13 protein-coding genes are annotated in these 13,303 nt (G+C 72.8%); 9 read left to right on the forward strand and 4 right to left on the reverse strand.

The genetic code is table 11. The features are described 5' to 3' along the window. Nucleotides 1–38: 38 nt before the first annotated feature. Genes PKF00_RS23330 through PKF00_RS23350 form a run of 5 tightly spaced genes read left to right on the forward strand, consistent with a single transcriptional unit; the run spans nt 39 to nt 4,528 of the window. Complete coding sequence (locus PKF00_RS23330; protein WP_271219748.1) at nt 39–1,073, forward strand: DODA-type extradiol aromatic ring-opening family dioxygenase; 1,035 nt, start codon at nt 39–41, stop codon at nt 1,071–1,073. Further along, nucleotides 1,070–1,903, forward strand: a complete 834-nt coding sequence (locus tag PKF00_RS23335) for an RraA family protein (RefSeq protein WP_271219749.1) — start codon at nt 1,070–1,072, stop codon at nt 1,901–1,903. Before PKF00_RS23330 ends, PKF00_RS23335 begins: the two co-directional genes overlap by 4 nt. Beyond that, nucleotides 1,900–2,610, forward strand: coding sequence for an RraA family protein (locus tag PKF00_RS23340; RefSeq protein ID WP_271219750.1), 711 nt, complete (start codon nt 1,900–1,902; stop codon nt 2,608–2,610). The genes PKF00_RS23335 and PKF00_RS23340 overlap by 4 nt, the downstream gene beginning before the upstream one ends. Next, on the forward strand, nt 2,607–3,434 hold the full coding sequence (locus tag PKF00_RS23345) for a 4-carboxy-4-hydroxy-2-oxoadipate aldolase/oxaloacetate decarboxylase (protein ID WP_271219751.1): 828 nt from the start codon (nt 2,607–2,609) through the stop codon (nt 3,432–3,434). Before PKF00_RS23340 ends, PKF00_RS23345 begins: the two co-directional genes overlap by 4 nt. Beyond that, nucleotides 3,431–4,528 (forward strand): flavin reductase, encoded by a 1,098-nt coding sequence (locus tag PKF00_RS23350; protein WP_271219752.1) that lies wholly within the window; start codon nt 3,431–3,433, stop codon nt 4,526–4,528. The genes PKF00_RS23345 and PKF00_RS23350 overlap by 4 nt, the downstream gene beginning before the upstream one ends. Nucleotides 4,529–4,600: 72 nt before the next feature. Here PKF00_RS23350 and PKF00_RS23355 read toward each other — a convergent pair whose 3' ends face one another. The 3 genes from PKF00_RS23355 to PKF00_RS23365 form a co-directional block, all read right to left on the reverse strand. Continuing rightward, nucleotides 4,601–5,089, reverse strand: coding sequence for an NUDIX domain-containing protein (locus PKF00_RS23355; protein ID WP_271219753.1), 489 nt, complete (start codon nt 5,087–5,089; stop codon nt 4,601–4,603). 70 nt (nt 5,090–5,159) lie between these two features. Continuing rightward, nucleotides 5,160–5,450, reverse strand: a complete 291-nt coding sequence (locus PKF00_RS23360) for a carbohydrate-binding protein (protein ID WP_271219754.1) — start codon at nt 5,448–5,450, stop codon at nt 5,160–5,162. Between the two features lie 206 nt (nt 5,451–5,656). After that, a complete protein-coding gene (locus PKF00_RS23365) occupies nt 5,657–6,634 on the reverse strand; it encodes an acyl-CoA desaturase (protein WP_271219755.1) in 978 nt (325 codons plus the stop codon). A gap of 241 nt (nt 6,635–6,875) precedes the next feature. On the opposite strand from PKF00_RS23365, the gene PKF00_RS23370 reads away from it, so the two are divergent. Genes PKF00_RS23370 through PKF00_RS23385 form a run of 4 tightly spaced genes read left to right on the forward strand, consistent with a single transcriptional unit; the run spans nt 6,876 to nt 11,687 of the window. Next, on the forward strand, nt 6,876–8,183 hold the full coding sequence (locus tag PKF00_RS23370; protein ID WP_271219756.1) for a cytochrome P450: 1,308 nt from the start codon (nt 6,876–6,878) through the stop codon (nt 8,181–8,183). Further along, nucleotides 8,180–9,754, forward strand: a complete 1,575-nt coding sequence (locus tag PKF00_RS23375) for a peroxidase family protein (protein ID WP_271219757.1) — start codon at nt 8,180–8,182, stop codon at nt 9,752–9,754. The genes PKF00_RS23370 and PKF00_RS23375 overlap by 4 nt, the downstream gene beginning before the upstream one ends. Further along, nucleotides 9,751–11,391: an alpha/beta hydrolase family protein gene (locus PKF00_RS23380; RefSeq protein ID WP_271219758.1), complete on the forward strand. Its 1,641-nt coding sequence runs from the start codon at nt 9,751–9,753 to the stop codon at nt 11,389–11,391. Before PKF00_RS23375 ends, PKF00_RS23380 begins: the two co-directional genes overlap by 4 nt. Nucleotides 11,392–11,441: 50 nt before the next feature. After that, on the forward strand, nt 11,442–11,687 hold the full coding sequence (locus tag PKF00_RS23385) for a hypothetical protein (RefSeq protein WP_271219759.1): 246 nt from the start codon (nt 11,442–11,444) through the stop codon (nt 11,685–11,687). Nucleotides 11,688–11,755: 68 nt separating this feature from the next. Here the strand turns inward: PKF00_RS23385 and PKF00_RS23390 are convergent, their stop codons facing one another. Further along, a complete protein-coding gene (locus tag PKF00_RS23390) occupies nt 11,756–13,246 on the reverse strand; it encodes a flavin monoamine oxidase family protein (protein ID WP_271219760.1) in 1,491 nt (496 codons plus the stop codon). Between the last annotated feature and the right edge of the window lie 57 nt (nt 13,247–13,303).

Raw genomic sequence — 13,303 nt, forward strand, 5'->3', positions numbered from 1 at the left:
AGTTCCGTCTTCGACGGGACGCACCGAGAGAAAGGCAGATGATGGCAACCGTCGTAGCCGGCGTCGGCACCTCGCACGGGCCGCAGCTGAAGACGCCCTCGATCCGCTGGGCGGAGCGCGGCGAGGCCGACCGCCGAAGCTCGACGCTGGAGTTCCGCGGCGGGCGCTACACCTTCGACCAGCTCAGGGCCGCGCGCGACGACTTCTCCCACGAGTGCGCGCCCGACGTCCAGCACAACCGGTGGGCGGCCTGCCAGCGGGCGATGGACCGCCTGGGACGGCACGTGACCGACGCGGACGTGGACGTGCTGGTCATCGTCAGCAGCGACCACAAGGAGGTCTACGACGACGAGCTGCTGCCCGCCTTCGCGGTCTACTGGGGGGACGCCGTCGACCACGTGCCGTTCACCCCCGAGCAGATCGCCGCGATGCAGCCGGGCCTGGGCGAGGCGGCCCTGGGCGACGTGCCGTCCAGCACCGTCACCCGCCCCTGCCACGCCGACCTGGCCAGGCACCTGATCGAACGCTCGGTCGAGGAGGGCTTCGACGTCGCCGCGTCGCGGACGCTGCCCGCGGGGCGGTACGGCAACCACGGCGTCCCCCACGGGTACGGCTTCGTCTACCAGCGGATCATGGGCGAGGAGTCGCGGGTGCCGATGGTGCCGGTCTTCGTCAACACCTTCTACGAGCCGAACCCGCCCACGGCGCGACGCTGCCTCGACTACGGCCGCGCCCTCGGCCGCGCCATCGCGTCCTTCCCCGGCGACCTGCGCGTCGGCGTGGTCGCCTCCGGCGGCCTGTCGCACTTCGTCATCGACGAGGACCTCGACCGGGCCTTCGTCAGGGGCCTGGAGACCGGCGACGAGGCGTATCTCGCGTCGCTCCCGGCCTCCGAGATGCGCTCGGGCAGCTCCGAGCTGCGCAACTGGATCGTCGTCGCCGGGATCGCCGCCGAGACCGGGCTGACGGTGAGTTCCGTCGACTACCAGCCCTGCTACCGGACCGAGGCGGGCACGGGCAACGCCATGGGGTTCGTGACCTGGTCCCCCGCGACCGGGAAGTCCGGCCGATGACCGCGAACGAGACGGCCGCCCGCGAGGCGGCCGGGAACGGGACAGCCATGCATGACACTCCCGGGGACGGGACGGCCTCTCACGGGACGGCCGTGAACGAGAAGGCCGTGAACGGGACGGCCGTGAACGAGAAGGCCGTGAACGGGACGGGTGCGTCCGGCGGGGCCGCCGCCGAGGTCGCCCGGCTGCGCGCCCTCGACGCGTGCGCGATCTCCGACGCCCTCGACACCCTCGGCCTGCCGGGGGCGGTGACGGTGCTGCGGCCGATGTGGTCCGCAGGGCGGGTCGTGGCCGGTGTCGTACGGACCGTCAAGGCGGCCCCCAAGTCGGCCGCGGGGCCCGCCACGCACATCGCCACCCCGCTCGTGGCCGTCGCCGACCCCGACGACGTGGTCGTCGTCGACAACCACGGGCGCACCGACGTCTCCTGCTGGGGCGGCCTGCTCGCCGAGGCCGCCGCGCAGCGCGGGGTCGCGGGCGTCATCGTCGACGGCGCGTGCCGGGACGTGCAGGACTGCGAGGGCGTCGACCTGCCGTTGTTCGCCCGCGCGGCCGTGACCGTCAGCGCCAGGGGGCGGATCGTCCAGGAGGCCATGGACGTGCCGATCCAGGTCGGCGGGGTCCGCGTCTGCAGCGGCGACTTCGTGATCGCCGACCGCAACGGCGTCGTCTTCGTCGCCCGGCACGAGATCGGGCGAGTCCTCGGCCTCGCCGAACGCATCGCGGCCCGCGAGGCCGACATGGCGCGGGCCGTGCGATCCGGCCGCAGCGTCATCGACGTCATGCACGACTCGCAGTTCCCGACCGTCACCGAGGAGGCGACATCATGACCGGAACCACCGAACACACCGGCACCGTCGGGGAGACCGGCGCCGCCGAGGATGCCCGTTCCGCCGAGGAGCGGTTCGCCGCCTTCTCCACGGCGACCGTCTCCGACGCCCTGGACCGGCTCGGCCGTACGGGCAGCCTGCTGGGCATCGCGCCGCTCGGGCCTGGGCAGCGGATGGTCGGCCGCGCCTACACCGTCCGCTACGTGTCGGCGAGCACGCCTCCCGGCACCGTCGGCGACTACCTGGACGACGTGCCCCCCGGAGGGGTGGTCGTCCTCGACAACGACGGCCGCACCGACTGCACCGTCTGGGGGGACATCCTCACCGCCGTCGCGAACGCCAAGGGCGTCGCCGGGACCGTCATCGACGGCGTCTGCCGCGACGTCCACCGGGCGCTCGACCTCGCCTACCCCGTCTACAGCCGGGGCCGGTTCATGCGCACCGGCAAGGACCGCGTCGAGGTCGCCGAGGTGCAGGGCCCGGTGAACATCGGCGGGGTGCAGGTCCGCCCCGGCGACCTGATCGTCGGCGACCAGGACGGGGTCGTCGCCGTTCCCCAGGACTGCGAGGAGCAGGTGCTCGCGGTCGCCGGGGAGATCGCCGAACGCGAGGAGGGCATCCTGCGAGCGGCGCTGGCAGGGGCGTCCATCGCCGAGGCCCGCGCCGCGTACGGCTACCACAACCTCCAGCGAAAGGCCGGGTCATGACCGCGTCGAGCTCGACGGCCGCTCCGGCGGCCGGGACACCGGACCCGGCGAGCACACCGGCGGGCGTTCCCGTCGCGGCGGCGTCGGACGTGGCGGGAGTGCCGGTCTCCGAGGTCCTGGCGATGGGATCGGCGACCCTGTACGAGGCGTCCGGGCTCGGCTGCGACCTCGATCCCGCCTTCCGCCCCGCCTGGGCGGGGGCGCGCCTCGTGGGACGGGCGCTGCCCGTCCAGGCGGCCGCCGGGGACAACCTGCCCCTGCACTGGGCGCTCGAGGAGGCCCGCCCGGGTGACGTCCTCGTGGTGGACGCGGGCGGTTCGCCCTTCGGCTACTGGGGCGAGGTCCTGGCGGTGGCGGCGCTGCGGCGTGGCGTGGCCGGCCTGGTGATCGACGGCGGCGTCCGCGACACCGACCGCATGCGCGCCCTGGAGTTCCCGGCGTTCAGCACGCACGTCGCGATCCGGGGGACCGGCAAGCGGTGGCCGGGCACGATCGGGTCCCCGGTCGTCCTGCGCGGCCGGGTCGTCCATCGCGGCGACCTCGTCGTGGCGGACGAGGACGGGATCGTCGTGCTCCCCGCCGCGTCGGTGAGCCGTGTCCTCGAGGCGGCCCGGCAGCGGGTGGCCAAGGAGGAGGCCTTCATGCGGCGGCTGCGGGAGGGAGAGCTCACCCTGGACCTCTACGGCTTCCGCGAGCTCGGACGTCCGGTGGTCGCCGAGCCGGACGCCCCGACGACCGGCGACAGGCCGGGGGACGCCCCGGTGACGGCCGGACGGCCGGGGAACGTCCCGGCGACCGGTGAGCGGACGGGGGAGGCCCCGTGAACGCGCGGACGGACACCGCTTCGGACACCGTGCCGGACCCCGTCGCCACCGCGAACTCCTTCCGGCACGCCGCGGGCCGGTTCGCGTCCGGCGTCACCGTGGTGACGACCAGGAACGGCGACCACCTCTACGGCATCACCGCGACGTCGTTCGTCTCGCTCTCCATGAGCCCGTTGCTGGTGGCCGTGTCGATCAACGCCCACAGTCCCTTCCTGGACGAGGTGAACTCGGCGGGCTGCTTCGCCGTCAACGTGCTGGCGAGCGACCAGCGGGAGGTGTCGCAGTACTTCTCCACGCGCGGCAGGGGCAAGGCGGAGGGAGCCTTCCCCGGAGTCGCCACCGGCACGGAGCTGACCGGCGCCCCCGTGGTCTCCGGCTGCCTGAGCTGGTTCGACACCCGGCTGCACGCCATCCTCCTCGGAGGGGACCACCAGATCCTGATCGGGGAGGTGGTGGCCGCGGGCGGGACGGACAGCGGCGCGGACCTGGCGGCGGGAAGGCCGCTGCTGTACTGGGCGGGCGGCTACCGGCGGCTCGACCCCGACGACGCGGGGACCCCGGCCACCGGGATCGAGGCGTTCGCCGACGCCCTGTCCGCGCGGCTGCACGAGGACGGCCTGTCGCCGAGCGAGCTGATCGAGGCCCAGCACGCCCTCGAACCGGCCGCCGCCGAACTGGCGGCCTTCCGGCGGTCGCCGGAGGGGCTGGCCGCGCTGCGGGAGGCCATCGAGGGCTCCCGCGTGGCCGCGTCCGTCCCCGAACGCTTCACCGAGGAGTCGGTGCGCTTCCACGCGGCGCTGGGCGCGGCCGGCGGCAACCCCGCCATCGCGGCCTCGCTGCAGTCCCTGGCCCGTTCCCGCCACGCCCACTACTCGACCGGCACGAACCCCCAGGCGACCCGGCGGACGCTGGAGGCGCACCAGGAGATCTACGACGCGATCGCCGCGGGCGACGCGGTCAGGGCCAGGGAGGCGATGACCGCGCACCTGGCCGTGGTGAGCCGACGCCTGTGCTGCCCCGCGGAACCGGCCGCCGTGCCGTCCACCGCGCAGACGGCCTCGACAACCCCGGCGCCGCCGACGAAGGAGTCGTGAAGGGAGAACGCAGGCGGTGTCCGCCGATCTCGCGGATCGCGGTCCTGTGGGCGCGGGACCGCGCGGAGCGGGTCACTTGCCGGTGAAGTACTTCTCCGCGATCCGGGTGTGCAACGGGAAGGCCAGCTCCCGAGCGCCGTCGATCAGCAGCCACTCCGTCGTCTCGGCCGTGGGCGTCATCGGGGGGAGATCGGCCGCGTCGAGTCGCGGTCCCAGGCCGAAGACCAGCACGGTGCCGTCGGGGGCGCTGAGCACGTCGAACAGCTCCACGCTGTCCGCGTCGACGACGACGCCCGTCTCCTCGCGGAGCTCGCGGGCGGCCGCCTGCTGCCATGACTCGCCCACGTCGACGAAGCCGCCGGGCAGGGCGAGTTCGCCGCGGCGGGGCTCGACGTCCCGGCGGATCACCAGCAGGCCTTCGCCGACCGGGAGCACCATCACCGCGACCGGCAGCGGGTTGAGATAGCTGCTGTTTCCGCAGCCCGCGCAGGTCCGGGGCCAGGCCTGGTCGGGGGCGAAGGCCGCGCCGCAGAAGGAGCAGTGGGAGTTTCTGATCGTCACGACCGTGAGAGTAGACCAGGCCGGGGCCGGCGGCGGCCCCGGCCCGGCGGCGTCACACCGGTCGCACCGGTCACACCAGGGGCTGCCACAGCGCGGGGACGCCGGGCGGCTCCCAGCCCTCCAGGGCGGAGTGGGCCTGGAGGCACCTGTAGACGACGAGGTCGTACAGGACCAGGTCGCCGACCTTGTAGTCCTGCGCCGTGGTCCACGTCCTCGGGATGTTGGTGGGGGTGGCGGTGTGCATCGCCCGGGGGCCGGAGGCGGGGGAGGCCAGGGCGGCCGAGGCGCCGTACAGACCGGCGCCCAGCACGACCGTTGTGATGAGCGCGACGGCGGGGGCCGCGCGGTTCGCATCAACCATGGGTGACTCCTCTGGGGGGAAGGGGAGACCAGCCCCCTCACACTGCCCCAGGCCGCCGGACAGGAGGAGCCAACGCTTTCTCATACCGTTTTCCTATGGGGCTCCGCTTTCCTGCGGGGCTCCACGAGCTTTCCTGCGGGCTCCACGATTCCTCACGGTCCGCGGGCTCCCGCGGGAAGAGCGGGCGACCGCTCACAGACCCCTCGTCACACGCCCGGGGCGTCCCGGTCGTCCCGGTCGTCCCGGCGGGCGGTCAGGCGGTCGGGGTCCGGCCAGTGCACGCCGTAGGCCCACCTCGCCTGCTCGAACCAGCGGATCAACCGGGCGCTCGGGTCGAGCTGGCCCCTGAGCACCCCGTGTCTGGCGCAGGTCGGCTCCACGTGGTGCCAGTTGTGCCAGCCCTCGCCGAGCGTCAGCATCGCCACCCACCACACGTTCGACGAGCGGTCCCTGGTCCTGAACGGGCGTTCGCCGAAGGTGTGCGAGACGGAGTTCACCGACCACGTGACGTGGTGCACCACGGCGTAGCGGACCAGCCCGCCCCAGAAGAGGGCGCTCCACGCGCCCGCCCACGACATCGACCACAGCCCGCCGACCGCGGCGGGCAGCGCGAACGACAGCGCGACGACGGCGGGGTAGGCGGCGTCGAAGCGCCGTACGTCCGGGTCGGCCAGCAGGTCCGGCACCCAGTGTCCGCGGCTGGAACGGCGGCGCGCGGTGTAGAACCAGCCGACGTGGGCGTGCGCCATGCCGCGCAGCAGCGCCAGGCCGCCGTCGCCGTAACGCCAGGGCGAGTGCGGGTCGCCGTCGCGGTCGGCGTACTTGTGGTGGCGGCGGTGCTCGGCCGCCCACAGCGTGACCGGGCCCTCGACCGCCATTCCTCCGGCCAGCATGAGCGCCACGCGCAGCGGCCTGCGGCACCTGAAGGACCGGTGGGTCAGCAGCCGGTGGTAGCCGACGGCGATCCCGAAGACGCTGACGAGGTACATCACGACCGCGATGACCACGTCGCGCGGGCCGACGCCCCACCCCCAGGCGGCGGGCACGGCAACGGCGAGCAGCAGCAGGGGAAGCACCACGAGGACGACGAGATAGACGGTGCGGCGTCCCGCGGTGACCCTCACCGTCTCGGCCGTGCCCGCCGCCGGGCGCGGGTGCGGCGGTGGGGCCGGTGACGGGGTCACGCTGCCTCCCTGCGGTCGGCGAAGACGACAAGACGATTCGGCCACTCATTCAACGACCGTGCACCCAGGTCACGGCAATGGCCTGGAAGTGACGGAGTAGTCACTCAGAGGAAGCAAAACAATCCATACGGTAGCCATCGGGGGAGGGTGTATCGCGCGCCTAGATTGTGGCTACACAACGTGATGATCTCTGTTCGCTCCGGTTTCACCGGGGTCCGCTTTCAACGGAAGGGCCTACGGCATGGGTGCTGTCGACCAGGCGACCACGGGCGGCCATCTGGCGAGATACGACGAGGCCCTGGCGCGTGACCCGATGTCCGCGTTCGGCCTCGTCCGTGAGTGGATGCGCACCGACTGGCGCGCCCTGTTCGCCGAGCTCCGCGAGCGACGGCCGGTCTTCGTCACGCCCGCCTTCACGGTCGTGACCCGTTTCGCCGACGTCGTCGAGGTGCTCTCCCACGAGGAGGTCTTCACGGTGCGCGCCTTCGGGCCGCGTCTGGAGGCCGCGCTGGACGGGCCCTTCATGCTCTCCAGGGACGCGACCCCGATGAACTGGCGGGAGAAGGGGCTGATGCAGGTCATGCTCGCCCCCGGCGACGTGGCGGCCGTGCGCGAGCTGGTCGGGCGCGTCGCCGACGAGGCGCTCGACGCGGCCGTGGCGCGCGGCCGCGTCGAAGCGGTCCACGAGCTGTTCCGCCACGTCGCCCTGGAGGTGTGCGCGCGCTACTTCGGCTTCCCCGGGCCCGATCCGCAGACCCTCTCCCGGTGGACCAGGGCCGTGGTCACCGACGGGTTCGCCAACTTCCAGGGCGACCCGGAGATCCAGGCCGCGTCCGTGGCGGCGGGCGCGGAGATGACGGCCCACCTGCGCGACCGGCTCGCCGAGCGCAGGGCCGCGCTGCGGGCGGGGCAGGACCCGCCGGACGACGTCTTCGCCAGGCTCGTCGGCACGGCCCTGCCCGCGGCGACGGCCGTCGACGACGAGCGCATCGTGGCCAACATGGCCGGGTTGCCCCTCGGGTTCGTGGAGAGCGGGCCGGGGGCCATGGTCGAGGCGGTCGAGCAGTTGCTGCTGCGGCCCGCGGTGCTGGCGGAGGCCGTCGAGGCCGCCGCCGACCCCGATCCCGCGCGCTTCGACGCCTACGTCTGGGAGGCGCTGCGGTTCAACCCGTTCTTCAAGCTGCTTCCCCGGCTGTGCGAGCGCGACCACGTCCTGGCCGCGGGCACCCCGCGCCGCACCGTGATCCCCGCGGGCACGTTCGTGCTCGCCGCCCCGGCCTCGGCCATGTTCGACGCCGACGTGGTGACCGAGCCTGAGGAGTTCCGTCCCGACCGGCCCGGCCACCACCGGCTGTTCTTCGGTCACGGGCACCACGCCTGCCTCGGGGTGCACCCCGCCAGGGCGATCGTCTGCGAAGCCGTACGGCGTCTGCTGTTGCGCCCCGGCGTGCGCCTGCTCCCGCCGCCGGAGGGGGAGGTCGTCCGCTCGCACGGGATCTTCCCCGACCGGTTCGTCCTCGGCCTCGGCCAGGAAGGAGGGGAGAGATGACGAGCGCGCGGAGCATCGCCACCGACGGGCTGGAGAACCGGCTCAGGTTCCTGGCCCTGACCAGCGGGCGTCCCCTCTGGGACCTCGTGCAGGCCGTCGAGCCGTTGCGGCGTCGGGTCAACGCCTCGCTGATCGACCACGCCGTCCGCGAGATGCCGCCGAGGCCGGAACCGCTGAGCACCATGGCCGACTACACCTCGTGGGCCTCGCTGACCGACCGCTCCTACAGCGGCAGGCATCTGCCGCCCGTCCCCGTGGCGCGGGACGACAGGCCCGCCCCCGAGCGCGCCGCTGACCTGTTCGCCCGCGGCGACACCATGGTCCCCTGCCCGCGCTCGACCGTGCTGTTCGCCTACTTCGCCCAGTGGTTCACCGACGGGTTCCTGCGCGGCGACGCCAACGTCCCGCGTGACCCCCGCAAGAACAGCTCCAACCACCACATCGACCTGAACCAGCTCTACGGCCTTCGCGAGGAGGCCACCGCCGCGCTGCGCACGTTCGAGGGCGGGCGGCTGAAGAGCCAGTTCGTCAACGGCGGGGAGTTCCCGCCCTACCTGTGCGAGCACGGCAAGGTCAAAGCGGAGTTCGCCCCGCTGAGCGTGATCCGCTTCGCGGAGCTCACCGACGCGCAGCGCGACACGCTGTTCGCGACCGGCAGCGACCGGGGCAACATCCAGATCGGCTTCACCATGCTCACGGTGCTGTTCCTGCGCGAGCACAACAGGGTGGCGGGCCTGCTGGCCGAGAACAACCGGCACTGGGACGACGAGCGCCTGTTCCAGACGACGCGCAACGTCCTCATCGTGCTGCTCATCAAGCTGGTGGTCGAGGAGTACATCAACCACATCACCCCCTACCACTTCCGCTTCGCCCTGGACTCCGACCTCTCGCGGACGCTGGCCCACGCGCCCTGGCACCGCGAGAACTGGGCCTCCGTCGAGTTCAACCTCGTCTACCGCTGGCACGGCCTGATCCCCTCCCACCTGTCGGTCGGCGACCGCGAACTGCCGATGGCGCAGACCCTGACGGGCGGCGCGCTGATCCCCGGGCCCGGGCTCGGCAGGCTCATCGAGGACGCCTCCCACCAGCGCGCGGGCCGCATCGGCCTGTTCAACACCGACCCCGTCCTGCGGGAGGTGGACGTCGCCAGCATCGCCGAGTCGCGTGCCCTCGACCTGGCCCCGTACAACAGCTACCGCGCGCACTGCCGCTTCCCCAGGGTGCGCGGCTTCGAGCAGGTCTCAGGCGACGAGAGGGTCAGCGGCGCGCTGCGCGAGCTCTACCGCGACGTCGACGACCTCGACCTGTACGTGGGGCTGTTCGCCGAGGAGCCGGGATCCCCAGACGCCATACTGCCGCCGCTCCTCACGAAGATCATCGCCATCGACGCCTTCTCCCAGGCGCTGACCAACCCGCTGCTGGCGCCGAGGGTGTTCAACGCCGCGACCTTCTCCCCGCAGGGGCTGCGGGTCATCGCCGCCACGCGGACGCTCTCAGACGTGGTGCACCGCAACATCCCCGAGGATCCGCGCCCCCGTTTCGTCAGCATGTCCCGGCGGGCGAAGCGGTGAACGAGGAGATCGGGCCCGAGCCGCCGTTCCGCCGGCACGCCCACGTGAACGGGCCCGTGAACGGGCCGGTGGACGGGCCGGTGGACGGGCCGGTGAACGGGCCGGTGAACGGGCCGGTGGACGGCTCGATGAGCGGGGAGACCGAGTTCACGCCTCCGCCTCCTCGGCCCGGCTCCGTGAACGGATCGCCGCAGGAGGAGACCGGGTCCGCGCGCTGGTCGCCTCGGCATGACCCGCAGGACGGAGCGGGGCGTGAGAAGGCGGAGCGGGCCGCCAGGTCGCTGCGCGCCGCGGCCCGGGAGCTGGTCGACGTCGGGGTCGCGATCCACGAGGCCGCCGCCCACGCCACGGCCGCGCTCACCGACGGCGCGACGCTCGGCGCCCTACCACGTGCCCCTCTGGCGGGTTGCCTCGCCCAGCGCTCCCTGCTGCGCGCGGTCACCAACGGCAAGGGGCTCGGATACGCCCCCACGGGTGGCAGGCTGGGCGCCCTGGCCGCCAAGCTCGGCGCCATGGCGGGCGCGGAGAGCCTGGCCGTGCGCGTCCTGGCCACCTCGCTGCGGCTGCGCGTCGCCGCCGTGACTCTCGACCATCCCGAGCTCGCCGACGACCCCATGCTGAGCAGGCTCGTCGAGGCGGCCGCCGCCGACCGCGACCTGGAAGCGGTGCGCGCGCTGCGCGCCCTGCTCAGGGACCGCGGCGCGGTGCGCACGCTCAGCGGGCTGGCCCCGGTCTTCGGGGAGGTTCTCGCACTGCGGGCCCTGCTGGACGAGAACCCGCTCAACGACGCCGCCGCCTGGCTGATAGCGACGGGAAAGGGATACGCCAGCGCCGACCCGATCATCGGCATGAGCAACAGGGCCGTCGCGGTCCTCGACACGGGGGAGGGGGCCGCGCGCCCCGTCGACCTGACCGCCGCCGAGGCCGCGCGGCTGGGCACACAAGGGTCGCTGCTCGGCTTCCTGCGCAACATCAGCGCGGTCGGCACGACAGGGCGGGCGCTCGTCCAGAGCGTCGAGGGCCCCGACGGGGTGGTGCGCCACGTCGTCCAGGCGCCCGGCATGCGGACCGGACGACCGGACAACGACTCGCCCCAGGACCTGCTCGGCGCCTTCAGCAGCGCCGTACTGGACAGCAGCCCCTACAGCCGGGCCCTGGCCAGAGCCGTCGAGGCCTACGGTCCGCCCCCGGGGGCCGAGCTCGCCCTCATCGGGCACAGCGCGGGCGGCGCGGCCATCATGAACCTGGCGCAGGACGCGGAGTTCTGCGCCCGCTACACCGTCACCCACGCCGTCGCCGTCGGCTCGCCCGTCGACTTCAAGAGACCCGCGGACCCGCGCACCTGGGTCGCCAGTGTCACCAACCAGCACGACATCATCCCCACCCTCGACGGGCAGGGCGCGGGCAACTGCTTCGACCTGCACCCCGACTGGTACGTCGTCGACTACTTCGACTCCACCCACCTGTTCCCGCTCTGTCACAGCATCGAGCACTACATCGCCAACATCGCCGACGACCTGCCGGACGCCCGCGACCGGATCGACGGGCGGCTCACCCCTTACCGGGGACCGGTCGTGCGCTCACAGGCGTACCTCCTGTCCGACCGGGCCCCCCGCGCCGAGGCCTCGGCCACCTGACACCCGCCCCCCTGAGATCTGCCCGTGTGACCAGCCGACCGGAGGATCGGATGCCCGCCGTACCCGAAAGGATCGCCGTCCACGCCGAGGTCCTGCGGTCCGACGCCCGCGCGCTCGCCGAATGCGCCGAGCGCCTGCGCCGGATCGAGGCCGACCTTGAGGCAGGAGGGGCCGCGCCACAGTGGCTGCGCGAGTCGGTGAGGGCCCACCTCGCCGCCTGCGCGGCGGCCGCGACCGACCTGACCGAGGCCGCGACCCGGATGCGCGGTTACGCCGAGCGGGCGGCCCGTCCCTGAGGTCGGCTCGCCTGGTGCACAGCCCGTCCCTGAGATCAGCTCGCCTGGTGCACGGCCCCTCCCTGAGATCAGCTCGCCTCGTGCACGGCCCGCGCCGCGCTGAGGCCCGACTCCAGCGCGCCCTCGATCCACGCGTGCCACAGCGAGCAGTGCTCGCCCGCGAAGTGCACGCGGCCCTCCGGCGCGATGATCGCGTCATGCAGGCTGGTCTGCTGGTGCGGCTCGAACAGGGCGAAGGCCCCGGCCGCGTAGGGGTCGTCGTACCAGGCGTGCGTGACGCCGAACTCGAAGTGGTCGTGGATCTCGGGGTGGATCTTGGCGACGTCCTCGAGCGCCTGCTCGACCCGCTTCGTCGGTGACATCGCGCCCCACCGCAGGGCGTCCTGGCCCCAGGTGTAACTGGCCAGCAGGACCGAGCGCTCCTGTGCCCCGGCGTGGTGCGAGGGGTAGCAGACGCGCCGGATCGGCAGGTCGGTGACCGTGGTGCCGCCGACGATGCCGTCGGTCTTCTCCCAGAAGGGCTGCCGCACCTGAAAGAGGATCTTGGTGGAGGCGTTGTAGTTCAGCTCGCGGATGGCGCGCTGCTTGCGGCGGGAGAAGGCGGGCCTGGTCTCGACGTCGCGCAGCACGGAGAACGGGATCGTGCAGATGGCGTAGTCGCCGGTGAAGGTCGTCCTGCCCGAGCCCGTCTTGACGTGCAGGGTGACCGAGTGGTCGTCCTGCTCGATGGCGGTGACCTCGTGGCCGAACCGGACGTGGTTCCTGAGCTCCTGGTAGAAGGCGGTCGGCAGCCGGTCGCTGCCGCCCTCGATCTCCTGCATGTCCTCGAACGCCCGGCCGACGATCTCGCGGAACTGCTCGATGACGGCGGCGTTGAGGTTGGACTCCCTGAAGCTCATGACGCCGTACAGCTCGATGGCCCCCTCGGAGAAGCCGCGCTCGCGCAGGAAGCCACGGATGGAGTAGCGGTCGTACTCGGTGCAGATTCGGTCGAGCGCGCCCTCTCCCTCCTGTTCGTACAGGTCGTGGATCTCCTGCGTGGCGCTGCGCCACAGGTCCTCGTAGGTGCGGCCGCGTTCGTGCTCGGCCAGCCCGAAGTCGACGATCTCGGGGTTGCCGTTCAGCTCCCTGATCGTGGTCCTGACGCCCTGGATGTAGGCCAGGGTGTCGGGGTTGCCCATGACGAACGGGCGCAGGCGCAGCCCGAACCGCTCGCAGTAGGCCAGGGTGAGGTCGTGCACGCGCGGGATCCGCATCGCGCCCGCCTCGGCGTACAGGCCGGGCGCGAAGCCGCGCAGGGTGAGCACCCGCCCGCCGACCCGCTGCTGGGCCTCCAGGACGACGGGCTCGTGACCCTGGCGCATCAGCTCGTAGGCGGCGACCAGACCGGCCATCCCGCCCCCGATGATCAGCACCCGCTTGCGGGGCGTGCCGCCCGCGGCCAGCCCGTGCTCGGCCGTCGCGACCAGGTCCGCGGGCACTCTGAGCTCGTGGCTGGGCCGGGGCGCTCCCGCGTCCACCAGCTCTGCGGGCATGGCGGAACCAAATGCTGTCGACATCGACCGGCTCTCCTCCTGGGCGTCGCATCTCCATCATCACTTAAAGCAACTATATGA

This window comes from Streptosporangium carneum (genome assembly GCF_027922005.1).
Classification (GTDB): domain Bacteria; phylum Actinomycetota; class Actinomycetes; order Streptosporangiales; family Streptosporangiaceae; genus Streptosporangium; species Streptosporangium carneum.

Coding starts and splice junctions, on each gene's coding strand:
- PKF00_RS23340 (WP_271219750.1), top strand. CDS start 1,900: ATGACCGGAACCACCGAACACACCGGCACCGTCGGGGAGACCGGCGCC.
- PKF00_RS23390 (WP_271219760.1), bottom strand. CDS start 13,246: ATGTCGACAGCATTTGGTTCCGCCATGCCCGCAGAGCTGGTGGACGCG.
- PKF00_RS23375 (WP_271219757.1), top strand. CDS start 8,180: ATGACGAGCGCGCGGAGCATCGCCACCGACGGGCTGGAGAACCGGCTC.
- PKF00_RS23345 (WP_271219751.1), top strand. CDS start 2,607: ATGACCGCGTCGAGCTCGACGGCCGCTCCGGCGGCCGGGACACCGGAC.
- PKF00_RS23360 (WP_271219754.1), bottom strand. CDS start 5,450: ATGGTTGATGCGAACCGCGCGGCCCCCGCCGTCGCGCTCATCACAACG.
- PKF00_RS23370 (WP_271219756.1), top strand. CDS start 6,876: ATGGGTGCTGTCGACCAGGCGACCACGGGCGGCCATCTGGCGAGATAC.
- PKF00_RS23385 (WP_271219759.1), top strand. CDS start 11,442: ATGCCCGCCGTACCCGAAAGGATCGCCGTCCACGCCGAGGTCCTGCGG.
- PKF00_RS23330 (WP_271219748.1), top strand. CDS start 39: ATGATGGCAACCGTCGTAGCCGGCGTCGGCACCTCGCACGGGCCGCAG.
- PKF00_RS23335 (WP_271219749.1), top strand. CDS start 1,070: ATGACCGCGAACGAGACGGCCGCCCGCGAGGCGGCCGGGAACGGGACA.